Annotated in this window: 20 protein-coding genes; 16 read left to right on the forward strand and 4 right to left on the reverse strand. The window is 70.6% G+C overall.

The genetic code is table 11. The features are described 5' to 3' along the window. Positions 1-262 precede the first annotated feature (262 nt). The 13 genes from ACZ7M2_RS05460 (at position 263) to ACZ7M2_RS05520 (ending at position 18,366) form a co-directional block, all read left to right on the forward strand. Complete coding sequence (locus ACZ7M2_RS05460; protein ID WP_471594215.1) at positions 263-1,474, forward strand: ROK family transcriptional regulator; 1,212 nt, start codon at positions 263-265, stop codon at positions 1,472-1,474. A gap of 82 nt (positions 1,475-1,556) precedes the next feature. Then, a complete protein-coding gene (locus ACZ7M2_RS05465) occupies positions 1,557-2,894 on the forward strand; it encodes an ABC transporter substrate-binding protein (protein ID WP_471594216.1) in 1,338 nt (445 codons plus the stop codon). 15 nt (positions 2,895-2,909) lie between these two features. Then, the gene (locus ACZ7M2_RS05470; protein WP_099941407.1) at positions 2,910-3,851 is read left to right on the forward strand and encodes a carbohydrate ABC transporter permease; all 942 of its coding nucleotides are present in this window, start codon (positions 2,910-2,912) and stop codon (positions 3,849-3,851) included. Between the two features lie 5 nt (positions 3,852-3,856). Continuing rightward, a complete protein-coding gene (locus ACZ7M2_RS05475; RefSeq protein WP_067370324.1) occupies positions 3,857-4,750 on the forward strand; it encodes a carbohydrate ABC transporter permease in 894 nt (297 codons plus the stop codon). A gap of 7 nt (positions 4,751-4,757) precedes the next feature. Then, positions 4,758-6,023, forward strand: coding sequence for a 6-phospho-beta-glucosidase (locus ACZ7M2_RS05480; protein WP_471594217.1), 1,266 nt, complete (start codon positions 4,758-4,760; stop codon positions 6,021-6,023). After that, on the forward strand, positions 6,020-7,033 hold the full coding sequence (locus tag ACZ7M2_RS05485; RefSeq protein ID WP_471594218.1) for an N-acetylglucosamine kinase: 1,014 nt from the start codon (positions 6,020-6,022) through the stop codon (positions 7,031-7,033). Before ACZ7M2_RS05480 ends, ACZ7M2_RS05485 begins: the two co-directional genes overlap by 4 nt. 363 nt (positions 7,034-7,396) lie before the next feature. After that, entirely contained in the window at positions 7,397-8,905 is a 1,509-nt protein-coding gene (locus tag ACZ7M2_RS05490) for a hypothetical protein (RefSeq protein WP_471594219.1), read from the forward strand. Positions 8,906-8,934: 29 nt separating this feature from the next. Then, positions 8,935-9,954, forward strand: a complete 1,020-nt coding sequence (locus ACZ7M2_RS05495) for a glutamate ABC transporter substrate-binding protein (RefSeq protein WP_471594220.1) — start codon at positions 8,935-8,937, stop codon at positions 9,952-9,954. Positions 9,955-10,036: 82 nt separating this feature from the next. Continuing rightward, on the forward strand, positions 10,037-11,362 hold the full coding sequence (locus ACZ7M2_RS05500; RefSeq protein WP_352050986.1) for a hypothetical protein: 1,326 nt from the start codon (positions 10,037-10,039) through the stop codon (positions 11,360-11,362). 19 nt (positions 11,363-11,381) lie between these two features. Further along, positions 11,382-13,973: a serine/threonine-protein kinase gene (locus ACZ7M2_RS05505; protein ID WP_471594221.1), complete on the forward strand. Its 2,592-nt coding sequence runs from the start codon at positions 11,382-11,384 to the stop codon at positions 13,971-13,973. Then, positions 13,974-15,407 carry a PP2C family serine/threonine-protein phosphatase gene (locus ACZ7M2_RS05510; RefSeq protein ID WP_471594222.1) on the forward strand — a complete coding sequence of 478 codons (1,434 nt, stop codon included), beginning with the start codon at positions 13,974-13,976 and terminating at the stop codon, positions 15,405-15,407. 117 nt (positions 15,408-15,524) lie between these two features. Continuing rightward, entirely contained in the window at positions 15,525-16,871 is a 1,347-nt protein-coding gene (locus tag ACZ7M2_RS05515; RefSeq protein ID WP_471594223.1) for a vWA domain-containing protein, read from the forward strand. A 73-nt stretch (positions 16,872-16,944) separates the two neighbouring features. After that, a complete protein-coding gene (locus tag ACZ7M2_RS05520; RefSeq protein ID WP_471594224.1) occupies positions 16,945-18,366 on the forward strand; it encodes an FHA domain-containing protein in 1,422 nt (473 codons plus the stop codon). Positions 18,367-18,435: 69 nt separating this feature from the next. Here ACZ7M2_RS05520 and ACZ7M2_RS05525 read toward each other — a convergent pair whose 3' ends face one another. Then, a complete protein-coding gene (locus tag ACZ7M2_RS05525; protein ID WP_471594225.1) occupies positions 18,436-19,449 on the reverse strand; it encodes a methyltransferase domain-containing protein in 1,014 nt (337 codons plus the stop codon). A gap of 122 nt (positions 19,450-19,571) precedes the next feature. Between ACZ7M2_RS05525 and ACZ7M2_RS05530 the strand changes: the two genes are divergently transcribed. Continuing rightward, complete coding sequence (locus ACZ7M2_RS05530; RefSeq protein WP_190168926.1) at positions 19,572-19,976, forward strand: globin; 405 nt, start codon at positions 19,572-19,574, stop codon at positions 19,974-19,976. 31 nt (positions 19,977-20,007) lie between these two features. On the opposite strand, the gene ACZ7M2_RS05535 is transcribed toward ACZ7M2_RS05530, so the two are convergent. The 3 genes from ACZ7M2_RS05535 to ettA are packed head-to-tail and all read right to left on the reverse strand — an operon-like array spanning position 20,008 to position 22,781. Further along, the gene (locus ACZ7M2_RS05535) at positions 20,008-20,697 is read right to left on the reverse strand and encodes a DUF8010 domain-containing protein (protein WP_471594524.1); all 690 of its coding nucleotides are present in this window, start codon (positions 20,695-20,697) and stop codon (positions 20,008-20,010) included. A 2-nt stretch (positions 20,698-20,699) separates the two neighbouring features. Next, positions 20,700-21,110, reverse strand: coding sequence for an acyl-CoA thioesterase (locus ACZ7M2_RS05540; protein ID WP_329534131.1), 411 nt, complete (start codon positions 21,108-21,110; stop codon positions 20,700-20,702). Positions 21,111-21,116: 6 nt separating this feature from the next. After that, complete coding sequence (gene ettA, locus ACZ7M2_RS05545) at positions 21,117-22,781, reverse strand: energy-dependent translational throttle protein EttA (protein ID WP_470045830.1); 1,665 nt, start codon at positions 22,779-22,781, stop codon at positions 21,117-21,119. 321 nt (positions 22,782-23,102) lie between these two features. Here ettA and ACZ7M2_RS05550 point away from each other — a divergent pair, with 321 nt between their 5' ends. Together ACZ7M2_RS05550 and ACZ7M2_RS05555 are read left to right on the forward strand one after the other, a co-directional pair. Further along, the gene (locus ACZ7M2_RS05550) at positions 23,103-23,411 is read left to right on the forward strand and encodes a DUF1876 domain-containing protein (protein ID WP_352050979.1); all 309 of its coding nucleotides are present in this window, start codon (positions 23,103-23,105) and stop codon (positions 23,409-23,411) included. Between the two features lie 244 nt (positions 23,412-23,655). Continuing rightward, positions 23,656-24,606, forward strand: a complete 951-nt coding sequence (locus tag ACZ7M2_RS05555; protein WP_471594226.1) for a nucleoside hydrolase — start codon at positions 23,656-23,658, stop codon at positions 24,604-24,606. Positions 24,607-26,010 lie beyond the last annotated feature (1,404 nt).

The raw sequence follows: 26,010 nt of genomic DNA on the forward strand, positions 1-26,010 counted from the left end.
GTCGCCCCCGCGGCAGACGGATTCGTCTGCGGCGGGGGCGACTTCATGCGTCCGGGGAAGTCCGGGGCGAGGATGCGGACCTCAGGCCCAGGTAACGACTCTGTTGCCTCGGGGGCGGTTTCTCTTGACGCCTCCGCGGCCCTCGGCCTACCTTCCTCCCACCAATAGGAAACTTTCCTAACAATGATCTTGCAGTGGACTTCCCCGCGGCCACCCTGGGAAGCTGAGCGACTGGGCAGTTGAAAGGCAGGTGTCGACAAACATGGCAGGATCCGCCGGTACGCCGGGCACCCCGCGCGTCCTGCGCGCCATGAACGACCGCGCCGCCCTCGATCTGCTGCTCGCGCACGGACCGCTCTCGCGGACCAGGATCGGCAAGCTGACCGGGCTGTCCAAGCCCACCGCCTCCCAGCTCCTCGCCCGACTGGAAGCCGCCGGACTCGTGCTGGCCACCGGCACGAGCGAGGGCCGGCCGGGTCCCAACGCCCAGTTGTACGCCGTCAATCCGAGGGCCGCCCACGCGGCGGGCCTGGACGTCACGCCCGAGCGCATCCTCGCCGCCGTCGCCGATGTCACCGGCCGCACCGTGGGCGAGTACGAGCTGCCCACCCCGGGCCGGCACCCCGCGCAGCCCGTCGTACGCCAGGTCACCGACGCCCTCGACGGCGCGGTGAAGGCGGCGGGACTGGCCCGCGGCGACGTCCACCGGCTCGTCATCGGCACACCCGGCGCCTTCGACCCCAACACCGGCCGTCTGCGGTACGCCTCCCACCTGCCCGGCTGGCACTCCCCCAGCCTCCTCGACGAGCTCGCGGCCGCGCTGCCGATGCCCGTCGAGTACGAGAACGACGTCAACCTCGTGGCCATCGCCGAGCAGCGGCTCGGGGCGGCGCGCGGACACGAGGACTTCGTACTGCTCTGGAACGAGGGCGGCCTCGGCGCCGCCCTCGTCCTGGGCGGCCGACTGCACCGCGGCTGGACCGGCGGCGCGGGCGAGGTCGGCTTCCTGCCCGTGCCCGGCGCACCCCTCGTGCGCCAGGTGACCAAGGCCAACAGCGGTGGTTACCAGGAGCTGGCCGGCTCCCAGGCCATTCCCAAGCTCGCCCGCGAGCTGGGCATCCAGCCGGTGCCGGCCGGGCCCTACGCCGAGGTCGCCGCCGCCCTCGTCGAACAGGCCGCCCGCATCAACGAGGGGCCGCACCTGCGGCTCCTGGAGACGTACGCGACCGGTCTCGCCACCGGTCTCGCCTCACTCGTCTCCGTGCTCGACCCCGAACTCGTCGTGCTCAGCGGCGCCTCGCTCACCGCCGGCGGCGAACCGCTGCGCGTCCTGGTGCAGGCCGAGCTGGAGGAGCTGGCCGCCTCCCGACCGCGCCTCGTGGTCGGCGACGTACACGAACACCCCGTGCTGCGCGGCGCGTTGGAGAGCGCGCTGGCGGCCACCCGCGACGAGGTCTTCGACACCTCCCGCTGAGTCCCACCCCTCGACCGACCCCCGTCCCGCGAACCGTCCCGCGAACACCACCACCGCCGCCCTGCCGTAGGGAGACCCTGCCATGCCCGGAATATCCAGGAAAGTCGCCACTGCTCTCGCCGCTTCCGCCTCGCTCGCCCTCCTCACCACCGCCTGCACCGGCCAGTCGTCCTCGGGCGCGAGCGACGACGCCTCCAAGGACACGACGATCAACTTCTGGCACGCCTGGAGCGCGCCCGGTGAGATCGCGGGTGTGAAGGCCCTGGTCGCGGGCTTCGAGAAGACGCACCCCAACATCCACGTCAACATCGTCGCCAACATGACCGACGACAAGATCAACCAGGCTCTGCGCTCCGGCGGCGACAAGGCTCCCGACGTGATCTCCTCGTTCACCACCAACAACGTGGGCAAGTTCTGCTCCTCCGGCGCCCTTGTCGATCTCAACCCCTTCTTCAAGAAGGCGGGAATCGACCCGGCGACGACCTTCCCGAAGGCGATGAACGAGTACACCCAGTTCGACGGCAACCGCTGTACGGTTCCGCTGCTCGGTGACGCGTACGGCCTCTACTACAACAAGAACGAATTCAAGAAGGCCGGGATCTCCAGCCCCCCGAAGACCTGGTCCGAATTCGAGGCGGACGCGAAGAAGCTCACCGTCTCCAACGGCGACTCCTACTCCCAGCTGGGCTTCATGCCGAACTACCACGGCTGGGAGTCCACCACCGAGCACTACTTCGGCCAGTTCTCCCCGACGTACTTCGACAGCAGCGGCAAGTCGAACCTCGCCAAGGACCCCGCTTTCACCGCCGGATTCACCCTCCAGAAGAAGCTCGTCGACGAACTCGGCGGCTACCAGAAGCTGGAGAAGTACCGCTCCAAGCTCGGTGACGAATGGGGCCCCAAGCACCCCTTCCACACCGGCCAGGTCGCCATGCAGCTGGACGGCGAATGGCGGCTCGGCATGGCCGAGGACGCCAAGCCTGACTTCGAGATCGGCGTCGCCCCGCTGCCCGTTCCCGACGACCAGGCCGACCAGTACGGCAAGGGCTACATCACCGGCACCATCGCGGGCATCGCGGCCACCAGCAAGAAGCAGAACGCGGCCTGGGAACTGGTCAAATACATGACCACGGACACGGACGCGGTGGTCGGCTTCGCCAACGCCATTCACAATGTCCCCTCCACGCTGGCCGCACTCAAGTCGCCGAAGCTGAAGTACGACCCGCGCTTCAAGACGTTCCTCGACATCGCCTCGAACCCGAACTCGACGACGACTCCCGCGTCCATCAACGGCGGCACCTACCTCGTGACGATCCAGCAGTTCGGATACGACTACGAGAGCGGCAAGGCTAAGGATCTGAAGGCGGGTCTGCAGAAGACCGCCGCGCAGATCGACACGGACATCGCGCAGGCGAAGTAGCAGACGGGCACGGACATGAGCACCGTCACCCTCGCATCGAAGCGGCGCCGATCGGCGCTGCGCACCCTCGCCTTCATGTCGCCGTGGCTGATCGGCTTCGCCGTCTTCTTCGCCTATCCGCTGCTCTCGACCGTCTATTTCTCGTTCATGCACTACGACGGCTTCAAACCGCCGACGTGGAGCGGGACGAAGAACTGGACCTACGTCTTCGAGCACTACCCGCTGTTCTGGCCCGCACTGCGCAACACCCTGTGGCTGGTGCTGGTCATGGTCAGCCTGCGAGTCCTCTTCGGACTCGGCGTGGGCCTGCTGATCACGAAGATCAAGACGGGCACGGGTGTCTTCCGCACCCTCTTCTACCTCCCCTACCTCGCCCCGCCCGTCGCCGCGACCATGGCCTTCGCCTTCCTCCTCAACCCCGGTACGGGACCGGTCAACTCGATCCTGGAGAAGGTCGGCATCCCGGCCCCCGGCTGGTTCAACGACCCCAGCTGGTCCAAGCCGGCCCTCACCCTGCTGGCCCTGTGGGGCATCGGCGACCTGATGGTCATCTTCATGGCCGCACTGCTCGACGTACCGACGGAGCAGTACGAGGCGGCGGAGCTGGACGGTGCCTCGGCCTGGCAGCGGTTCCGGTACGTCACGCTGCCGAACATCTCGCCGATCGTGATGTTCGCCGTGGTCACCGGCGTGATCCAGACCATGCAGTACTACACCCAGCCACTGATCGCCGGGAAGGTCGCGTCGGGCGTCATCCAGGGCGCCGGTACGCAGTTCGAGCCCGGCTACCCCGACAAGTCGACGCTCACCCTGCCGCAGCTCGTCTACAACCTCGGCTTCCAGCGCTTCGACTACGGCTCCGCCTGTGTGGTCGCGCTCGTGCTCTTCGCCCTGTCCATGGTGTTCACCGCGTTCCTGATGCGGCGCCGGGGCGGTCTCATCCAGGCAGGTGACTGACAGCCATGACACAAGTACTCGACAAGCCCGTGGAGTTGCGGGCCCCGGTCTCGCCCGCCGAGCGCACCGCCCGCCGCAAGGCGCTCCTGGAGTGGGTCGCGATCCACGCCCTGGGCGTGGCCGCCGCCCTCTTCTTCGTCCTCCCCTTCGTCTTCGTCTTCCTGACCTCCCTGATGAGCGACTCGCAGGCACTCAGCCGCGATCTCATCCCGCACACCTGGGAGTGGGGCAACTACCGCAAGGTCTTCGACACCCCCGGCTTCCTCACCTGGTGGAAGAACACACTGCTGTACGCCGGTGCCGGCACCGTCCTGACGGTCGTGTCGTCGATCCCCGTCGCGTACGCCCTCGCCAAGTTCCGCTTCCGCGGCCGGAACCTGTCACTGATGCTGGTCATCTCGATGATGATGCTGCCGCCGCAGGTGGTCATCATCCCGATGTACCTCTTTTGGGCGAAACAGCTGGACCTGTCCGGCACGCTGTGGCCGCTGATCATCCCGATGGCCTTCGGTGACGCGTTCTCCATCTTCCTGCTCCGCCAGTTCCTGATGACCATCCCGAACGAGTACCTCGACGCGGCGAAGGTCGACGGCTGCGGGGACCTGAAGACCCTGCTGAAGGTCGTCCTGCCGATGGCGAAGCCGGGAATCGCCGCCGTGGGCCTCTTCCAGTTCTTCTACGCCTGGAACGACTACTTCGGCCCGCAGATCTACGCCTCCGAGAACCCCGGCGCCTGGACCCTCTCCTACGGCCTGGAGTCGTTCAAGGGCGCGCACCACACCGACTGGAACCTCACCATGGCCGCGACCGTGCTGGTCATGGCCCCCGTGATCCTCGTGTTCTTCTTCGCACAGAAGGCGTTCGTCGAAGGCGTCACGCTCACCGGAGTGAAGGGTTGACACACACATGAAACTCACCGTGGTCGGCGGAGGGTCGACCTACACACCCGAACTCATCGACGGCTTCGCCCGGTTGCGGGACACCCTGCCCGTCGAGGAACTGGTCCTCGTCGACCCGGCCGCCGACCGCCTGGAGCTGGTGGGCGGCCTGGCGCGACGCATCTTCGCCAAGCAGGAGCACCCCGGCCGGATCGTCACGACCTCCGACCTGGACGCGGGCGTCGAGGGCGCCGACGCGGTCCTGCTCCAGCTGCGCGTCGGCGGCCAGGCGGCCCGCGAGCAGGACGAGACCTGGCCGCTGGAGTGCGGCTGCATCGGCCAGGAGACGACGGGCGCGGGCGGTCTGGCGAAGGCGCTGCGCACGGTGCCGGTGGTGCTGGACATCGCGGAGCGCGTCCGCCGTACCAACCCCGACGCCTGGATCATCGACTTCACCAACCCGGTCGGGATCGTGACGCGCGCGCTGCTCCAGGCGGGGCACAGGACGGTCGGGCTGTGCAATGTGGCGATCGGTTTCCAGCGGAAGTTCGCCGGGATGCTCGGGGTCGCCCCCGTGGACGTCCATCTGGACCACGTGGGTCTCAACCACCTCAGCTGGGAGACCGGGGTGCGCCTCGGCGGCCCCGAGGGCGAGAACGTCCTGCCGAAGCTGCTGGCCGAACACGGCGACACGATCGCCGACGACCTGCGCCTGCCGCGCACCCTCGTGGACCGCCTGGGCGTGGTCCCCTCCTACTACCTGCGCTATTTCTACGCGCACGACGAGGTCGTACGACAACTGCGGACGAAGCCGTCACGGGCGGCGGAGGTCGCCGCGATGGAGCGGGAGTTGCTGAAGATGTACGGCGATCCGGCGCTCGACGAGAAGCCGGAGCTGCTCGCCAAGCGGGGCGGCGCGTACTACTCCGAGGCGGCCGTCGACCTCGCCGCCGCGCTGCTCGGCGGGGGCGGCAGCCCGTACCAGGTGGTCAACACCTACAACAAGGGCACCTTGCCCTTCCTCCCGGACGACGCGGTGATCGAGGTGCAGGCGGCCGTCGGTCCGCACGGCCCGACGCCACTGCCGGTCCTGCCGGTCGACCCCCTGTACGCGGGGCTGATGGCGGCCGTGACGTCCTACGAGGACCTGGCCCTGGAAGCCGCCCTGCGCGGCGGCCGCGACCGGGTCTTCCGGACCCTCCTCGCCCACCCCCTCATCGGCCAGTACGAGTACGCCGACGCCCTCACCGACCAACTGATCGCGCACAACCGGGAGCACCTCGCGTGGGCATGACGTCATCCGGACCCGGCGCCGGGACGGCCGCCGGATCCGGCCCCGCGGGCATGGTCCTGGCCATCGACGCGGGGAACAGCAAGACCGACGTCGCTGTCGTGTCCGTGGACGGGCGGGTGGTCGGGGCCGCGCGCGGCGGGGGGTTCCGACCGCCGACGGTCGGGGTCGCCACGGCCGTGGACACCGTGGGCGAGGCCGTCTCCCGCGCCTTCGCCGAGGCGGGCGTCGACTCCGTGGCCCATGTCTCGGCCTGCCTCGCCAACGCCGATCTTCCCGTGGAGGAGGAGCAGTTGGCGGCCGCGCTGCACGCGCGCGCGTGGGGCACGAGCGTGGAGGTGCGCAACGACACGTTCGCGATCCTGCGCGCCGGGATAGCGGAGCCGCGCGGGGTCGCCGTGGTGTGCGGCGCGGGTATCAACTGCGTCGGCATGCGTCCCGACGGCCGCACCGCCCGTTTCCCGGCGCTCGGCCGGATCTCCGGGGACTGGGGCGGTGGTTGGGGCCTGGCGGAGGAGGCCCTGTGGTTCGCGGCCCGCGCGGAGGACGGCCGGGGCGGGCCCACGGCCCTGTCCCACACCCTCCCGGCCCACTTCGGTCTGTCCTCCATGTACGCCCTGATCGAGGCGCTGCACCTGGAGCACATCGAGCACGACCGCCGGCATGAACTGACTCCGGTGCTGTTCGCGACGGCGGCGGAGGGTGACGAGGTCGCTCGCGCTCTCGTGGACCGGCTCGCGGACGAGGTCGTCGCGATGGCCGCGGTCGCTCTGACCCGCCTCGGCCTCCTCGCCGAGGAGACCCCCGTCCTTCTGGGGGGCAGCGTCCTTGCCGCCCGCCATCCCCAACTCGACGACCGGATCCGCGAACTCCTCTCGGCCCAGGCTCCCAAGGCGGTCCCCCAGGTGATCTCGTCCCGCCCCGTGCTGGGCGCCGCCCTCCTGGGCCTGGACCACGTCCAAGCCCCCACCGAGGTCCACACCCGCGTACGGGCCTTCTACGAGGGGGGTTGAGCAGCACCGAACGCCGGACGCCCCCAGGCTTTCAGGGGCGCGGGGAACTGCGCGACCAGCCCCCACTCACCCGCACCCGGAAAGCACCCTTCGCACACACCCCAATACCGGCACATTCGAAAGGGAACCGAACACACACAGGCCGCGTATTCATGGTCAGGGGGGCAGCGCGGAGCGCCCGCGCATCGCGCTGCCGTCCGAACGGGCCACCGCGGTACGAAGGGTGGGCTGCAATCCGAACAAGATCGAGTCAAGGCCTGTGCGGATGTCAGTCCCGGCGGCGATACTTGCGGCCGTGCACCTCTCTTCGTGCTCCCGCGCACGCGGGGGAGGTGACCGACGGATGACCATGGGGGAGGTCAAGTGACACAACCGCCGAAGGGCAGCCCGGCGCCACCGGGGCAGCCGGCCACGCCCACGATGCCGGCCGTCCCGCCGCAGTCCGGCGCGGCAACGGCCCAGTACGGCGCGACGGCGACAGCGACGGCGCCGCGGTCCGGGCCCCCCTCGCCACCGGGCAGACCCACCGCGCCCGACGCCGCCCCCGCACGCCGCACCGCGTGGGCGGAGGGCGTGGACCACCTGCGCGCCGCGGCGACGACGGAACCGGGCCGGCTGCGTCTCATCGGCGCCGTCCTCGCCCTCCTGGTCGTCGCGTTCGGCGCGGTCACCGCCTGGCAGATGACGGAGCGTTCGAGCGCGGCGGACGACGTGCTGCACAGCAGCCAGCCGCTGAGCGCCGGCGCCGCGGACATCTACCGTTCGCTCGCGGACGCCAACACCGCGGCCTCCAGCGGGTTCCTCGCGGGCGGCCAGGAGAGCGCGGACACCCGCGACCGGTACGAGACGGACATCCGGACGGCCGCACAGGGGCTCATCACCGCCGCCGCCAACTCCGATCCGGGATCCCCGTCCACGGACACGATCGCCAAGCTCAACAAGCTGCTGCCGGAGTACAAGGGCCTGATCGAGCGGGCCCGCGCCAACAACCGGCAGGGCTACCCGCTCGGCGGCGCGTATCTGCGGTACGCGAACGAGAAGATGCAGCAGCAGATGCTCCCCGCGGCCGAGGATCTCTACAAGCGGGAGAACGCCCGGCTGAGCGCCGACTACGCCGACGCGAAGCCCTACCCGTGGGCCGCGATCGGTCTCGGCGTCCTCGCGCTCGGCGGGCTCCTCTGGGCCCAGCGACGCCACTACCACCGTACGAACCGGGTGTTGAACCAGGGACTGGTCGCCGCCACGGCCGCCTCCGCGGTGGTGCTGCTCTGGCTGGTCGTCGGGCACAGCGTGGCCCGGGTCGGGCTGAACTCCTCGTACGACCACGGCGTCCGCTCACTGAACGTGCTGCACGACGCCCGGATCGCCTCCCTGAAGGCGCGGGGCAACGAGAACCTGACGCTGGTCAGCCGGGGCGCGGAGACCAAGCAGGTGTCCGCGACGGAGGTCATGGACCTCTACGACTACGACTTCCAGCAGGACATGAAGACCCTCACCAAGGGCCTGGCGGTGGCCGAGGGCCTCGCCGACGACACGGCGGGCAAGAAGCCCGTCGAGGCCGCGACGGCCAACATGAAGGTCTGGAAGTCCCGCCACCAGGAGGCCCGCACGGCCGACGACTCGGGCGACTACCAGGGCGCTTTGAACAAGGTGATCGGTTCGGCGGCCGACAAGCCGACCGGTGAGTGCTTCGACGGCGTGGACACCAACCTCGCGGCGGCGCTGACGCACGAGGAGAGTGAGTTCAAGCAGGCGGCGGGCAACGGCCGGGACGCGATGAGCGGGCTCCCCGCGGGCGCGGCCGTCCTCGCGGTGCTGGCCGCGGCGGGCGCCCTGCTGGGCATCGGGCGCAGGCTTTCGGAGTACCGGTGAGAGGGGGAGCGGTGAAAGGGGGCATGGCGATGACCGCACGACGTCTGAGGGCGAGCCTGAAGGGCTGGGGCGGCGTGGGTGCGATGGCCCTCGCCCTGGTCGTCACCGCGGTCTTCGCCCTGTTGCTGCCGCTGAGCAGCGCCCGCGGGGACGGCAGCACGGGCACCGGCGGCCAGGGCGTGGGCCAGGGCATCCAGGCCAGGGCCGACACGTGCACCGACCCGCAGGACCAGAGTCCCTCCCCGTCCTCCGACGACAGCGGCAAGACGATCACGGCCATCAAGCAGCGCGGCTATCTGTCGGTCGGCGTCGACCAGAACAGCTACCGCTGGGGCTACCGCGATCCGAACAACACGGCGAAGAGCAGCGACTTGGAGGGCTTCGACATCGATCTCGCGCACGAGATCGCGAGGGAGATCCTCGGCGACCCGAACGCCGTCCGTTTCCACGCCATCCCCACCAACCAGCGCATCCCCGCGATCAAGTCCGGTCAGGTGGACATGGTGGTGCGCACCATGACGATCACCTGCTCCCGTCTCAAGGACGTGGCCTTCTCGGCCCCTTACTTCCTGACCGGGCAGCAGGTACTGGCTCCCAAGACCTCGGGCATCAAGGGGTACGACGAGACGCTGGCGGGCAAGCGGATCTGCTCGGCGGCGGGCTCGACGGCGTACGACAAGCTGTCGGCCGACAAGAAGGCGGGCGCGCTCACCTCCTCCGCCGACATCACCACCACCGTCCCCAACCAACTCGACTGCCTGGTGCGGCTGCAGCTCGGTCAGGTCGACGCCGTGGTGACCGACGGCGCGCTCGCCGCCAGCCAGGCGGCGCAGGACCCGACGGTCGAGCTGAAGGGCAAGACCTTCACCGAGGACTACTACGGCGTGGCGATGAAGTTGGGCGCCGACGATCTGGTACGCCGGGTCAACCAGGTACTCGTGGACTACCGCAAGAGCGGCGGCTGGCAGGCCTCGTACACCAAGTGGCTGTCCGCGACCCTGAAGGCGGACTCCCCGTCGGCGACCCCGCCCACGGCGCACTACAAGTAACGGAAACCGGGTAACGGCGGCGCGGACGACCCGGCCGGCGAGAACACAAGCGACGGGCACGACCGAGAGCGAGAGGTGATCGATGGGCGTCACGGGACCCCCCGAGCCGGTGATGGACCGGGACGAGGTGGACCGTGCGCTGGCGCGGCTCGGCGCGGAGCACGAGGCCATCGAGACCTCGCTCCTCGCCCTGCAGGACCACGCGGGCCGCAGACTCCTCGAAGGCGCCGAGCTCACGGGCACGACCAAGGAGCGCTGGTCGACCGCGGACGCGTCGATCACGCTGCTGTGGGCGTACTTCGACGCGTACACGGACGCGCTGCGCTCCGCCCGCGACATCCGTTCCCGGCGACGCTGGTCGAGCCGCGAGGACCTGGTCGACCTGACCGAACTGCTGCGCGGCGCGGGCATCACGGTCGCCGGCTCGGCCACCGCCGCGGCGAACGCGCCGACGCTCTCCGGCACCGGCAGGCTCAGCGAGCGGTTCTCGCTGGTCGCACTGGTGGAGCGGATGAACGAGCTGTACGCGTCCTCGCTCGACATGGTCGTCGCAGCGGACGCCGTCTGGTCCGCGCTGCCCGCCCGGATCGATTTACTGGCCGCGGAGCTCCAGCGCACCCGCCAGCTCGCGCACTCCGTGGGCGTACGCCCCGGTGAGCACCCGGCGGGCGACGACCTGGAGCGGATCACCCGGACGCTGAGCACCCTGCGTCAGCAGGTCGTCTCCGACCCGCTGGCCTTCTGGGTGCCCACGAAGGGCAGTTCGGCGCCCGGCGGCGGACGCCCCGACACGACGACGTACGACCGCGAGGCGCGCGCTCTGGAGGACGTGCGCCGGGAGATCGACGCGGTGCTCACCGTCCGCCAGGACGCGGAGGCCCGTCTCGTGCGACTGCGGGACGTGCTCAGTCGCGCCGACCGCACGCTCGCGGAGGCGAGGAGTGCCCGCGGTGAGGTGCTGGCGAAGATCGCCGCGTCCGAGGTGCCGGCCGTCAGCGGGCCGCCGACGGTGCTGCAGGAGCAGCTGGCGGCGGCCGCGGAGTACCGCAGACACGCCCAGTGGCACCGTCTGTCGCCCCTCCTGGAGGCGCTGGAGGAGAAGGCCGAGGACGAGCTGCTGCGCGCCCGCGAGTCGTTGACCGCGGTCACCGCGCCGCTCGCGGTCCGCGCGGAGCTGCGCGGCCGCCTCGACGCGTACAAGGCGAAGGTGGCCCGGCACGGCCTCGCGGAGGACCCGTTCCTCATCGAGCGCTACGACGCGGCCCGACGCATGCTGTGGAGCGCGCCCTGCGATCTGCGGGTGGCGGAGGAGGCGGTGCTGCGCTATCAGCGGGCCGCCGTCGATCTGCTCAGCCCGCGGGTGCCCGAACAGGGCGGGCCCACCGACCGTAGGGGGCCACACGCGTGAGCGTTGAAGGTGATGCAGTGTGAGTGAGCAGCAGAAGTGCCAGCGGCCCGGTTGCCCGGGGTCGTACGAGGACGTGGGCGGCGGCGAGCTGTACTGCGACACGTGCGGTCTGGCGCCCGTCGTCTCGGCTGGGGGTCCCCCCTCTGGGGGAGGCATGGTGGGCTCGCCCCCGACCGGAATCACCGCGGGCGGCAAGGGCTCGCGCGGCTCCGGCAGCAGCTCGCGGGCGAGTTCCCGCAGTTCCAGCTCCCGTACGTCCTCGCGCTCCTCCCAGTCGCGGCGCTCGGTCTCCGGGCGCCTGTCGCGCTCGCTGTCCGGCAACGCGAGCGCCCGCTCGGTGTCGGTGCGCAGCTCGGGCTCGACCGCCGCCTCCAGTGGCCGCGGACGGCTCGGCGTCGGGCTGGTACAGGTGCCGGACGTGCCGCGGCCCGACCCGCGCGCGATGGTGCTGGAGAACCCGGAGGTGCCCGAGCGGAAGCGGTTCTGCTCGCGCTCCGACTGCGGGGCACCGGTGGGCCGTTCGCGCGGTGAGCGGGTGGGGCGCACCGAGGGGTTCTGCACCAAGTGCGGTCACCCGTACTCGTTCGTGCCGAAGCTGCACACGGGCGACATCGTGCACGGCCAGTACGAGGTGGTGGGCTGCCTCGCGCACGGCGGGCTCGGCTGGGTCTATCTCGCCGTCGACCGCGCCGTCTCCGACCGCTGGGTGGTCCTCAAGGGCCTGCTCGACACCGGCGACCAGGACGCGATGGCGGCGGCGATCTCCGAGCGGCGCTTCCTCGCGGAGATCGAGCACTCCAACATCGTGCGGATCTACAACTTCGTGGAGCACCTGGACCAGCGGACGGGTTCGCTGGACGGGTACATCGTCATGGAGTACGTCGGTGGCAAGTCGCTGAAGGAGATCGCCAACGACCGCCGGACGACGGACGGCAAGCGCGATCCGCTGCCGGTCGGGCAGGCCTGCGCGTACGGCATCGAGGCCCTGGAGGCGCTCGGCCATCTGCACAGCCGCAATCTGCTCTACTGCGACTTCAAGGTCGACAACGCGATCCAGACCGAGGACCAGCTCAAGCTGATCGACATGGGCGCGGTGCGCAGGATGGACGACGACGAGTCGGCCATCTACGGCACGGTGGGCTACCAGGCGCCGGAGGTGGCCGAGGTCGGTCCCTCGGTGGCCAGTGACCTCTACACGGTCGCCCGCACCCTGGCCGTGCTGACCTTCGACTTCCAGGGGTACACGAACGTCTTCGTGGACTCCCTGCCGGACCCGGACAACATCGAGGTCTTCCGCACGTACGAGTCCTTCTACCGGCTCCTGGTGCGCGCCACCGACCCCGATCCGGCGCGCCGGTTCGCGTCCGCGCAGGAAATGGCGGAGCAGCTGACGGGCGTGCTCAGGGAGGTCGTGTCCCTCCAGACCGGGCGGGCGCGCCCGGCCCTGTCCACCTTGTTCGGGCCGGAACTGAAGGTCACGGACGCGGAGTTGTTCGGAAAGCTGGACGGGGACGTGTCACGACTGGGGGCACGCGCGGTGCCCCTGCGGGGGAGAAAGCGCGCGCCCGCGCCACCCCCCGGCAGCAACGGAGCGGGGGTGAACGGGACCCCGCCGCTCCCCCTGGCACCCGCTCCCGTCCCGGCCGCTCCCGTCCCGGCCGCTCTGGTCAAGCCGCTGAACGCCGCGGCGACCGCGCTCGCGCTGCCGGTTCCCCGGGTCGACCCGGGCGACCCCAACGCCGGTTTCCTCGCGGGCCTGATGGCCTCGGCTCCCGCGGAGCTGATCACCGCGCTGCACGCGGCGCCCACCGGCTCCCTGGAGCTGCGCCTGCGCGAGCTGCGGGCCCGGCTGGAGATGGGCGAACTGGCCAGTGCGAGCAGGGCACTGGAGGCGCTGGAGGCGGACCATCCCGACGACTGGCGGGTGGTCTGGTACCGGGGCGTCGCGGCCCTGGCGACCGGGGAGCACGAGACCGCGGCACTGTCCTTCGACGCGATCTACGACGCCTTCCCGGGCGAGCCCGCGCCGAAGCTGGCCCTCGGCCTGTGCGCGGAGGTGCTCGGGCAGCTGGACAACGCGGGCGAGTACTACCGCCTGGTGTGGACGACCGACCCCAGCTATGTCAGCTCGGCGTTCGGCCTGGCCCGCGTACAGCTCGCGGCGGGCGACCGCAGCGGCTCCGTACGCACACTGGAGTCGGTACCGGAGTCGTCGATCCACTACACGGCGGCGCGGGTCGCGGCGGTGCGGGCACGGCTGCGGCAGCGGCTGGCCGAGGAGGCGGCGGCAGCGGCGTTCCTGGACGATCTGACAGCTGCGGCCGGACAGGTCGAGGCTCTGGACGGATACGGTCTGGACGCGGTGCGACGCGAGCAGTTGTCGACGGAGGTCCTGGGCTGCGCCCTGGACTGGGTACTCTCCGGTAGCCGGAGTTCCGCCCCGCACTCCGGCGGCGGACCGGTGCTGCTCGGCAGTGAGGTGGACGAGCGCGGTCTGCGTTTCGCACTGGAGCGTTCGTACCGCACGCTGGCCCGCCTCGCGCGGGGCGGCGAGGAAAGGATCGACCTGGTGGAACGTGCCAACCGTTACCGCCCCCGGACGTGGGTGTGATTGATGTCCCAGATGCCCCAGCCGACGGCCCTTTCGCGGTGCCCCAGTTGCGAGGAGCCCCTGGAGGCGGGTGACCGTTTCTGCGGTGCGTGCGGGTACGACCTGTCGGCGGTGCCCGCACCGCCCCAGGACCACGCCACGATCGCCATGAACGGCTCGTCGACACGCCCCTCCGAGGCCGCCGCTTCCCTGGACTGGCCCCTCGCGCCGGAGCCGGCGAGCTCCGACACGCCCGCGCCGGTGCACCGGGCGGCCGACATCCGGGGCACCGACTCGGGTGGCTCCGAACTCCCCCACCCGGACACGGAGTCCACGGCAGCCCAGCAGCCGGGCGACCACCCCTCGGGCGTACAGCCCTCGGGTGAACAGCCCTCGGGTGAACAGCCTTCGGGCGTACGGTTCGACCGGCCACCGGAGCCCGACGAGTACCCGCTCGCCCCGCCGGCCGAAGCCCCCGCCGGGCCCGTCGTCGATCCGCGGACCGCCGACCTCGGCGCACCCGTCACGCCCCCCGCGGGCACCAAACTGTGCGTCGCCTGCCGCTCGGGCCATGTGGACAGCGACGGCTACTGCGAGAACTGCGGGCACGCCCAGCCGCGCGAACGGGACCACATGGAGCAGGAGTTGGGTGCGGTGGCCGCGGTCAGTGACCGGGGTCTGCGCCACCACCGCAACGAGGACGCGTTCGCGATCTCCTCGACCGCGCTGCCGGACGGCTCCCCCGCGGTCGTCGCGATCGTCTGCGACGGGGTCTCCTCGGCGACCCGCCCCGACGAGGCCTCGCTCGCCGCGTCCCGGGCGGCGAGCGAGGCGCTGCTGGCGGCGCTGCCGCTCGGCACCCACCCGCAGCAGGCCATGCACGAGGCGATCCTCGCGGCCGCCGAGGCCGTCAACTCGCTGGCCGAGGCGCCCCCCGCGCACGAGGAGCACGCCCCGCACCAGAACGCGCCCGCCTGCACCCTCGTCGGCGCCGTCGTCACCCCCGCCCTGCTGATCGTCGGCTGGGTCGGCGACAGCCGCGCCTACTGGGTCCCCGTCGACCGCAGTTCACCCCCCGCCCGGCTCACCGAGGACGACTCCTGGGCCGCGCAGATGGTCGCCGCGGGCCTGATGAGCGAGGCGCAGGCGTACGCCGACGAGCGCGCCCACGCCATCACGGGCTGGCTCGGCGCGGACGCGTACGAACTGGAGCCGCACACCGCTTCTTTCAAGCCGGACCGGCCGGGTGTGGTGGTGGTGTGCACCGACGGACTGTGGAACTACGCGGAGGCGGCCGAGGAGATGGCCGAGGTCGTGCCGCTGGACGCCGCCGAAAGGCCCCTGCACAGCGCCCAGGTCCTGGTGGGTCACGCCCTGGACGGCGGAGGCCACGACAACGTAACAGTGGCCGTCGTGCCGTTCCCGGCCCGGCCGCAGGGGGCAGGATCGGCCTGAGGCCGCGAAAAGGCGCAATCCGTGCCCACGGGGACGGCCTCGGACCGGAGGGGACCGGTCCGCATACAGTCATCGCCTCCGCCAACCGCCGGAGGTCCTGAGGGGGACGAAGAAGGCATGGCCAATTTCTCGAAGTCGAACGTGCCACAGTTCTCGGTCGACGTGTACCAGAACGAATACCTGCCCGAGGGCGGCCGTGAGGTCAACGCCATCGTCACGGTGAGCGCCACCGGCGGCGGCACCGTCGGGAGCGCGGTCGGCGCGCCCCACCTGTACGCGGCGGGCCGGGGCCCGGACGCCGCCGTGGCGATCATGGTCGACTGTTCCGGCTCGATGGACTACCCGCCGACCAAGATGCGCAACGCCCGCGAGGCCACGGCCGCCGCGATCGACACCCTGCGCGACGGCGTGCACTTCGCGGTGATCGGCGGCACGCACGTCGCCAAGGAGGTCTACCCCGCGGGCGGGCGCCTCGCGGTGGCCGACGCGGCGACCCGCGGCCAGGCCAAGGAGGCGCTGCGCAGGCTGAGCGCGGGCGGCGGTACGGCGATCGGCACCTGGCTGCGCCTCGCCGACCGACTGCTGTCCTCGGCCGAGGTGTCGATACGGCACGGCATCCTGCTCACCGACGGCCGCAACGAACACGAGTCGCCGGAGGACCTCAAGGCCGCCCTGGACTCCTGTGCCGGACGTTTCACCTGTGACGCGCGTGGAGTGGGTACGGACTGGGAGGTCAAGGAGGTCACCGGGATCGCCTCGGCCCTGCTCGGCACCGCCGACATCGTCGCGGACCCGGCCGCACTGTCCGCCGACTTCACACAGATGATGGAGACGGCCATGGGCAAGGAGGTCGCGGACGTCGCGCTGCGCCTGTGGACACCGGTCGGCACCGAGATCAAGTTCGTCAAGCAAGTGGCCCCCACGGTCGAGGAGCTGACCGACCGTCGCACCGAGGCGGGTCCGCGCGCCGGCGACTACCCCACCGGGTCCTGGGGCGACGAGTCCCGCGACTACCACGTGTGCGTCGAGGTCCCCTCGGCCGGAGTGGGCCAGGAGATGCTGGCCGCCCGGGTCTCGCTCGTCGTGCCGCAGGGCGACGGGGGCGTGCACAACCTCGGCGCCCAGGGGCTCGTCAAGGCGGTGTGGACCGACGACATGGTGGCCTCGACGAGGATCAACTCCCAGGTCGCGCACTACACAGGTCAGGCGGAACTGGCGCGAGTCATCCAACAGGGTCTGGATCTGCGCAAATCGGGAGATGTCGACGGGGCAACGGCCAAGCTGGGCCGGGCCGTTCAGCTCGCGAGCGCCTCGGGCAACGCCGATACTGCGAAACTGCTTGCGAAGGTGGTGGACGTGGTCGACGCCGCGGCAGGTACTGTGCGATTGAAGGCAAGGGTCGAAGAGGCCGACGAAATGACCCTTGAGACACGGTCCACAAAGACTGTTCGTGTAAAGAAGTAGCGAGCCCGGTTCCCGCTGGGAACTGGAGAAACCCGGTCATAACGGCCGGAAAAGGAGAGGGGGAAGCGCCGACATGCCGACCTGCCCGAACGGACACCAGTCGGGTTCCGACGACTGGTGCGAGGTCTGCGGTCACCGCATGGCCGGTGCCGTGCCTCCGCCCCCTCCACCGCCGCCACCCGCCGCCGGTTACGGCTATCCGCCGCCCGGCTCGCCCCCGCCGCCCGGTCCCGGGGGCCCGGGTGGACCCGGCGCCCCCGGTGGGCGCCCGCACCTGTCCGCCGTGCCCCATCCCGAGGCGGAGCTCTGCCCGCAGTGCCGTACACCCCGTGAGGGCGGTGCGCCGTTCTGCGAGGAGTGCCGGTGGAACTTCCTGACGAACACGGCGACCTCGTACACCCCGGCAGCGCCGCGTCCGCAGTCGCCCGCGCCGGGAATGCCCAATCCGGCGCTGCGCTTCCAGCAGCCCCCGCAGGGGCAGGGGCAGCCTGGCGGTCCCGGCCCCGCGACCGGTCCCGGTCACGACCCGTTCGACTACCAGAGCTCGCGGCCCTCGCAGATGAACCGCCCCGCGGAACCGATTCCGCCCTACGGCCAGGATCCGTCGGGCTTCCGCGGCGACCCGTCCCGTCCGGGTGGCCCTTCCGGCCCGGGCGGTCCCGGTGCCGGCCCCGGCGGTCCCGGTGCCGGCCCCGGTGGTCCCGGTGGCTTCGGTGGTCCCGGTCCTGGTCCCGGTGGCTTCGGTGCGGACCCGTCCCGTCCGGTTCCACCGCCGCTCGGGCCCACGCCCGGCGGTCCCGGTGGCCCCGGCGCCCCGCAGGCCTTCACGCAGCAGCCGGCCGCGCCCACATACCCGCAGCAGGGCCCGCCCGGGCCCGGCGGTCCGCAGTCCGGCGGCCCGTCCTTCGGCGGCGGTGACGACGACTGGGTGATCTCCCCGCCGTCGGGCAATTCGCCCGGCGGACGCCCTGGTCCCGGTGGTCCCGGTGGTCCGGGTATGGGTCAGGGCGGCGGCTACGGCTATCCGCAGCCCGGCGCGACCCAGGCCCCGCCCGGCCCCGGTCCCGACTACCAGCAGCAGCGCCAGCCGCTGTCCTGGAGCGCGACGATCGGTCCCGACCGCGAGTACTTCATGGCGATGATGCAGCGCTCCGGCCCCGAGGCCGCGGGCCTGAACCTGCCCGCGTACTCACCGGAGCAGCAGCGCCCGCTCACCGGCAACCAGATGACGATCGGCCGCCGCCGGCACTCCACCGGCGACACCCCCGACATCGACCTGTCGGTGCCCCCGGAGGACCCGGGCGTCTCGCACCAGCACGCGGTCCTGGTCCAGCAGCCGGACGGCAGCTGGGCGGTCGTCGACCAGAACTCGACGAACGGCACCACGGTCAACGGCGGCGAGGAGCCCATCCAGCCCTTCGTGCCGATCCCGCTCCAGGACGGCGACCGGGTGCACGTCGGCGCCTGGACGACGATCACCATCAGGCGAGGCTGACGGCGGAGGCCGCGACAGGAGTCACGGCGGGAATCCCGGCAGAAGCCACTGCGGGAGTCACTGCGGGAGTCACGGCAGCGGCCAGGCGTACGGCCCCTCGGGGTCGTCCAGCCACGCCCAGGCGTCGGCGCCGTCGACCGTGACCCCGTACCGCTCGCGCACGGGCCGCATCTCGCGCTCCCACAGCTCGTACGCCTCGTACGGGTCGAGTCCGCTCCCTGCCAGGGTCAGCAGGAACCGGAACAGCTCGTCGCCGCGGGCCCGGCGCGGCAGCCCGCGCAGGTCCTGCGGCTCCGACTCCTCGGGCCGGCTCGCGCCGCGCAGGGGCACGAAGTAGGCCGGTGTGTGCAGGAAGCGCCCCTCGGCGTGCCCGGCGTCCCGGACGCGCAGCGCGATCAGGCCGGTGGCCAGCGGCGCCAGGATGCGGGCGTCGGGACGGCACTGGGCGAGCCACGGCCGCGGGATCGAGGTCAGCGTGCAGGTGGCGATGATCCGGTCGAAGGGGGCGCGCTCGGGGACCCCGCGGGCGCCGTCCGCGGTGACGACGGTCGGGTGGTACCCGGCGGTGGCCAGATGCCGGCGCGCGGACTCGGTGATCTCCGGGTCGAGGTCGACCGTGGTCACCAGGCGGTCGCCGAGACGGTGGGCGAGCAGCGCCGCGTTGTAGCCGGTGCCGGCGCCGATCTCGAGGACGGCGCCCCCCTCCCGTACCTCCAGCGCGGTCAGCATCATCGCCATCAGCGACGGCTGGCTGCTGGAGGAGACCAGCTCGCCGTCGCGCACCCGGGTGGCCAGCGGGGCGTCCGCGTAGGCGCCGCGCACCCAGTGCTCCCGGCTGCGCGGGTCGGGATCCTCGCCCCACACCCGCTCGAAGCCGCCCACGGCACCGACGTAGTAGTACGGCACGAAGACGTGGCGCGGGACCGCCTCGAACGCCGCCCGCCACACCGGGTCGGCGGCCCAGGCCCCGCTCCGGTCGATCTCGCGCACCAGGGCGGCCCGCGCCAGGGCGGCGAGGTTGTCGAGGTCGTGATCGCGATCGTGGTCGTGGTCGTGGTCGTGGTCGAGAGCGTGCGCGCTCATACCTCCACTGTGCGGCGGGACAGGCCGCGAGGCGAACACCGCACCCGCCGGGCCTCAGGGGGCGCTGGGTCGCTGGTCCTAAGCCTTGCGTCCTCGGTCACCCGGTCTGAGACGATGGTGAGGTGAAAGAGATTCGGCGCGGCACGCTTCAGGAGCAGACCTTCTACGAGCAGGTCGGCGGCGAGGAGACCTTCCGGCGCCTCGTGCACCGTTTTTACGAGGGAGTGGCCGAGGACCCGCTGCTGAAGGCCATGTACCCCGAGGAGGACCTGGGCCCGGCCGAGGAACGCTTCACGCTGTTCCTGATCCAGTACTGGGGCGGCCCGACGACGTACAGCGACAACCGCGGTCACCCCCGGCTGCGGATGCGGCACGCCCCGTTCGCCGTCGACCAGGCGGCACACGATGCCTGGCTGGCGCACATGCGGGTGGCCGTCGACGAACTCGGCCTCTCCGAGGAGCACGAGCACACGCTCTGGAACTACCTGACGTACGCGGCAGCGTCGATGATCAACACGGCCGGCTGAGAGCGCCCTCCCCTCCCTCCCCCGGGGGGGGTCAGCGGACGCTGACGGCCAGTGCCCCGAGTCCCGCCCTGCGGACGGCGATCGATCCGTAGGGCGTACGCAGCCGCAGCCATGCCCCGGACGAGTACAGCCCCAACGGACTCTCACCCGGGTCGGCCTGCCGCACCGGCAGCAGGAACCCGAGCGACTGCGCCGCGTGCACGGCCCGTATCTGAAGGCCGGTGTCACCGATCGGCCGGGACCAGATCTCCCGTCCGATGCGGTCGAGTTCGGCGCGCGTACGGGCCTCGGGCGCCAACTCCCGCGTACGGGACCGGAATTCGGCGACCGCGGTGGCGATCATCGCGCGCACGGCGTCCGGTCCGGGCAGTCCCGGCTCCGGCTGCCAGCCTCCGCGGGGCGGCAGGACCCCGGCCCACGGCGGCCCGGTGACGGCCCCGGGAACGCTGACGGTGGCCGCCGACTCGTCGACGGACTCCAAGAGTTCACCGGCGGAGACGGTCACGTCGAGGGTGACCTCGAGACCGTTCTCGTACGGCTTGGCGAGCCGCGCCGCACGGATCGCGAGGACCTCGAACGACGGCGGCCGGCCGAAGACCGCGAGCGCCGTGCCGGACGCCTGGAGGCGTACGGCGGCGGCGCGGTCGTAGTGGATCAGCCGGGCGAGGAAGGCGGCGAGGTCCGCCGCCTCCCTCTCGTCGGTGAGGTGCAGCGCGGTCACGGTCATGCCGCGACGGCCTCGTCCACGTCGTCCCGGTACGACTCCAGGAACTCTCGTTCCTCGGCCGTGATCCGGCGCGGGCGCTGCGTCTCGAAGTCGAACGGCACGATCACCGTCGAGGCCGTGACATAGACCTGGTCCGGATCCTTGACCTCGTAGGCGATCGTGAACGACGCGGCTCGTATCTGCGTCACCCACAGCTCGATGTCCACCGGCGTGTGCCGGTGGACCAGCTGCCGCTTGTAGTCGATCTCGTGGCGCGCTACCACGGACCCCTGCTTGAAGTCCTTCTCCGGGCGGAACAGGAAGTCGATACGGGCTTCCTCCAGGTACCGGAGGAAGACCACGTTGTTGACGTGGCCGTACGCGTCCATGTCCGCCCAGCGCAGCGGGCAGCGGTAGATGTGCCGCAAGATCGATCAGCCCCGGGTCAGCTTCTTGTAGGTGGCACGGTGCGGGCGGGCCGCGTCCGCGCCGAGACGCTCGATCTTGTTCTTCTCGTACGACTCGAAGTTGCCCTCGAACCAGAACCACTTCGAGTCACCCTCGTAGGCGAGGATGTGCGTCGCGACCCGGTCCAGGAACCAGCGGTCGTGGGAGACGACCACAGCCGCACCCGGGAACTCCAGCAGCGCGTTCTCGAGCGAGGACAGCGTCTCGACGTCGAGGTCGTTGGTCGGCTCGTCGAGGAGCAGCAGGTTGCCGCCCTGCTTGAGGGTGAGGGCGAGGTTGAGCCGGTTGCGCTCACCGCCGGAGAGGACACCGGCCGGCTTCTGCTGGTCGGGACCCTTGAAGCCGAAGGCGGAGACGTACGCGCGCGACGGCATCTCGACCTGGCCCACATTGATGTAGTCCAGCTCGTCCGAGACGACGGCCCACAGCGACTTCTTGGGGTCGATGTTCTCGCGGCTCTGGTCGACGTACGAGATCTTGACGGTCTCGCCGACCTTGATCGTGCCGGAGTCCGGGGTCTCGAGACCCTGGATCATCTTGAAGAGGGTGGTCTTGCCGGCGCCGTTGGGGCCGATGATGCCCACGATGCCGTTGCGCGGCAGGGTGAAGCTCAGGTCGTCGATGAGGACCTTCTCGCCGAAGGCCTTGGAGAGGTTGTTGACCTCGACGACGATGGAGCCCAGACGCGGGCCCGGCGGGATCTGGATCTCCTCGAAGTCCAGCTTCCGCATCTTGTCGGCCTCGGCGGCCATCTCCTCGTAGCGCGACAGACGCGCCTTGGACTTGGCCTGACGCCCCTTGGCGTTGGACCGCACCCACTCCAGCTCGTCCTTGAGCCGCTTGGCGCGCTTGGCGTCCTTCTGGCCCTCGACCTTGAGGCGGGAGGCCTTCTTCTCCAGGTAGGTGGAGTAGTTGCCCTCGTAGGGGTGCGCGCGGCCGCGGTCGAGTTCGAGGATCCACTCGGCGACGTTGTCGAGGAAGTACCGGTCGTGGGTGACGGCGACGACAGTGCCCGCGTACTTCGCGAGGTGCTGCTCCAGCCACTGCACGGACTCGGCGTCCAGGTGGTTGGTGGGCTCGTCGAGGAGCAGCAGGTCGGGGGCTTCGAGCAGCAGCTTGCACAGCGCGACGCGGCGGCGCTCACCACCGGAGAGGTTGGTGACGGGCCAGTCGCCGGGCGGGCAGCCCAGGGCGTCCATGGCCTGCTCCAGCTGGGTGTCCAGGTCCCACGCGTTGGCGTGGTCCAGGTCGTCCTGGAGCTTGCCCATCTCCTCCATGAGCGCGTCCGAGTAGTCGGTCGCCATCAGCTCGGCGACCTCGTTGAAGCGGTGCAGCTTGCCCATGATCTCGGCGGCGCCGTCCTGGACGTTCTGCAGGACCGTCTTGGACTCGTCGAGCGGGGGCTCCTGGAGCAGCATGCCGACGCTGTAGCCGGGCGACAGGAACGCGTCACCGTTGGAGGGCTGCTCAAGGCCCGCCATGATCTTGAGAACGGTGGACTTACCGGCACCGTTCGGACCGACCACACCGATCTTCGCGCCCGGGAGGAAGCTCAAAGTGACGTCGTCGAGGATCACCTTGTCGCCGTGCGCCTTGCGCGTCTTGCGCATGGTGTAAATGTACTCAGCCAAGAGAAACCGTCCGGACGCTTGAAATCGGCAGTGGGCAGATACACCCCATCTTGCCTGACGGCTACCCCTCGAAGGAAACCCGTTCAGTCAGGGGGCCGTGACCTGGCCGTTCACCGAGCGCGCCGACAGCCGGCCCGTCACTGGCCCAACGAGCTCGGCACTGGCGGTTCAACGGCCAAGGCGCGGGCGGTCGGTAGCCGTTCGGTCACTCCTTGTCGCCATCGGGCCTCATCCCGTGCGGAGTCGGGGGAAGAAGCACACTCTGGTAGTAGGGGCCGAGGCCCGTATCAGGGACTGGGGCCCGCCTCGGAGGTGATCGCAATGACACAGATGACACAGTCGCAACCGGCCGCCGCGCAGGGACGGACCGCCGTCGGCTGGCACGTCGAGATCGAGTTCGAGGAGGACGACCACCGCACCCGCGCCGCCGCTCTCCTCCGGCTCCCCGACGGGAACGAGGTACGCGCTCACGGGTACGCCAGCCGCCACCCCTCCGACTCCAACCAGCCGAGAGTCGGCGAGGAGGTCGCCGGCGCGCGGGCGCTCAACGAACTGGCGATGAAGCTGTTGACCAAGGCGCACGACGAGATCGACGAGGCGTCGGGGAGGACCTCGCATCCGCTGAGGTGAGCGGCCTCGCATCGGCTGAGGTGAGCGGCCTCGCATCGGCCGAGGTGAGCGGCCTCGCATCGGCTGAGGCGAGTCACATCGCACGGCCGAGGTGAGTCACCTGCATCGGCTGAGGTGAGCCTTCGCGACAGGGGCGGGGTGGGGCCGGCAGGAGTGGCGTGTGGCCGACCAGGGCAGGGTGGGCCTGGCGCATGCTGTTCTCAGTGATCCGGCCCGCATCCCCGTCCCACCCCGAAGGACGCCCATGCCCAAGAAGATCATCATCGACTGCGACCCCGGGCTCGACGACGCCATCGCCATCCTGCTCGCCGCCGGGAACCCCGACGTCGAGATCGTCGCCATCACGACCGTCGCGGGCAACCAGACCATCGAGAAGGTCACCCTGAACGCTCGGCAGGTCTGCACCCTGGCGGGCCTGCGCGGCGTTCCGGTCGCGGCCGGTGCCGGCGGTCCCCTCGTCCGGGACCAGACCCTCGCAGCCGAGATCCACGGGGACACCGGAATGGACGGCCCCGCCTTTGTCCCTCCGGCCATGGAGACCGACCCCCGGCACGCCGTCGATCTGATCATCGAGACGGTCCTCGCCCACCCGGGTGAGATCACCCTCGTCCCCACCGCGCCCCTGACCAACATCGCGCTGGCGCTGCGCCGGGAGCCCCGTATTGCCGAACTGGTCAAGGAGGTCGTCCTGATGGGCGGGTCGTACACCCGCGGCAACATCACACCGGCGGCCGAGTTCAACATCCACGCCGACCCCGAGGCGGCCGCGGTCGTCTTCTCGGCGGGCTGGCCCCTGACCATGGTGGGCCTCGATCTGACGGCACAGGCCGCCGCCACACCTGAACTGCTGGCCCGCATCGGGGCGTTGGGCACACCCGTGTCCCGGTTCGTCGTCGATCTCCTCGACCACTACAACGCCAACGTCGGCAAGGTGCACGGCGCGATGGCCACCATCCACGACGCGTGCGCGGTCGGCCGGGCCATCGACCCGAGCCTCATGGAGGTCACCCCGGCCCATGTCGAGGTCGAGCTACGGGGTACGGCGACCTACGGCATGACGGTCACCGACTTCCGCGGTCGCTCCGGCCCGGCGAACACCTCCGTGGCGACGAAGCTGCACACCGAGCGCCTGTGGGACCTGCTCATCAGCTCGCTGGAAACCATCGCCGCGACCACCACGCGGACCTCCGCGTAGCGGTACGGGAGGGCACTGGGCGTCACTCCCGGACGGCCGTCCGGGGGATTTCGACGAGGACCTGGATGCCCAGGGGGAGAGCAGCGCACCGAGGTCGCTCTTCCCGCTCTGCAGTTGCGCGTCGTGGGGCTCGTAGAGCCCGCCATCGGTGACGTACAGCCGGTTGCCGCGCACCGCGGTGGCGGTGGCGGTGCGAGGCCGTCCGAGGCGGTCAGTACGGTCCCGGTGGTGCCGTTCGACACGCCGGCGAGCGTACCGCCCTCGCTCCTGCGCAGTCCGCTCACCGGGTTCGAGTTCTGCCCGTACGCTGCTGAGCGTTGGGTCGGTCTGCTGTCTCGGCAAGGAGAGCGCGCGACCAAGGGGGGGTGGCTCAGAAGAGATCTCCGAGCCACGTCGGTCCGGGAGCTCGTGAAGCTTCGACACCACCCCCCTCCAAACAGTCGCCGAGAGGCCCCGGACCGCGTGCGGATCACTTCTTGCGACGCCTGCTCGCACGCTTCTTCAACTCGGCCTGGCCACGCTTCGTCCAGTCACCCTGATGGAGGTGGCAACGTGCCGTGCCCTTCAACGTCTTGTTCTGACACCGCCCTCTGGTCGCCGTCGGCCAACCGCATTTCCCCTGCTTCCACTCACCCACGGTGTGCCCCTCTCCCGTTGGGTCGCTTCGTGTCCGGGCATCTAGCGTGTGGCACGTAGCCGACACGGAGCAGGGCGCTCGGTCAGCGGAGTCAGGCGATGCAGGCGCACGCGGGTCAGTACGTCGGGAGCGTTCTTCTGGGTGAACGCTTTCCAACTGTCCGCGTCCCCGGTCGGTGGCGTTCGCCGGTGTACGAGCGCCAGTTCAGAAGGAGTGCACGTACAGCTACGAACGCCAACGGCCATCCGCGCACTGGACAAAGACCAGGACAACGAGGGCCTTCACTGGGGTACGCAATCGGGCGCCGGTGATGCGAGGCATGGGCACACCGAGACCGACGCCCGTCGAGATAGTGATGAAATATGCAGGCCTTGCAACCAGATTTGGGGATGATGCGGAGTAGCAGCGGCTGGAGCCTCGTCGTCCCGAACGGAGTCAGAGGCTCAGGTCGACATGCGAGGACCCCGGCGAGTGCGTTCGCCGAGGTCGACACGTCCGTACCGGTCGGCGCCGGCGTTAACGGGCGTCACCGCCTTCGGTTACCACCGGCCCCCGGATGGCTGCTCTCTGGCCGCCCCCGCCGGGGCATCGTCGGATTGTCAGATCGTAATTCCGTCAAGGCAGACTGGGACCTCGTTGATCGACTAGCGTTTACCGCGCAAGTGGCTGACGAGATCCATCGCAGCCACCGGGGACTGACGCGGCAGCGCGTCCGGCCACGAACGGGGCGCCGCGCGGCGGCAGATAATTACATCAATGAGGGGGGC

It is taken from the genome of Streptomyces sp. NPDC111507 (assembly GCF_055638955.1).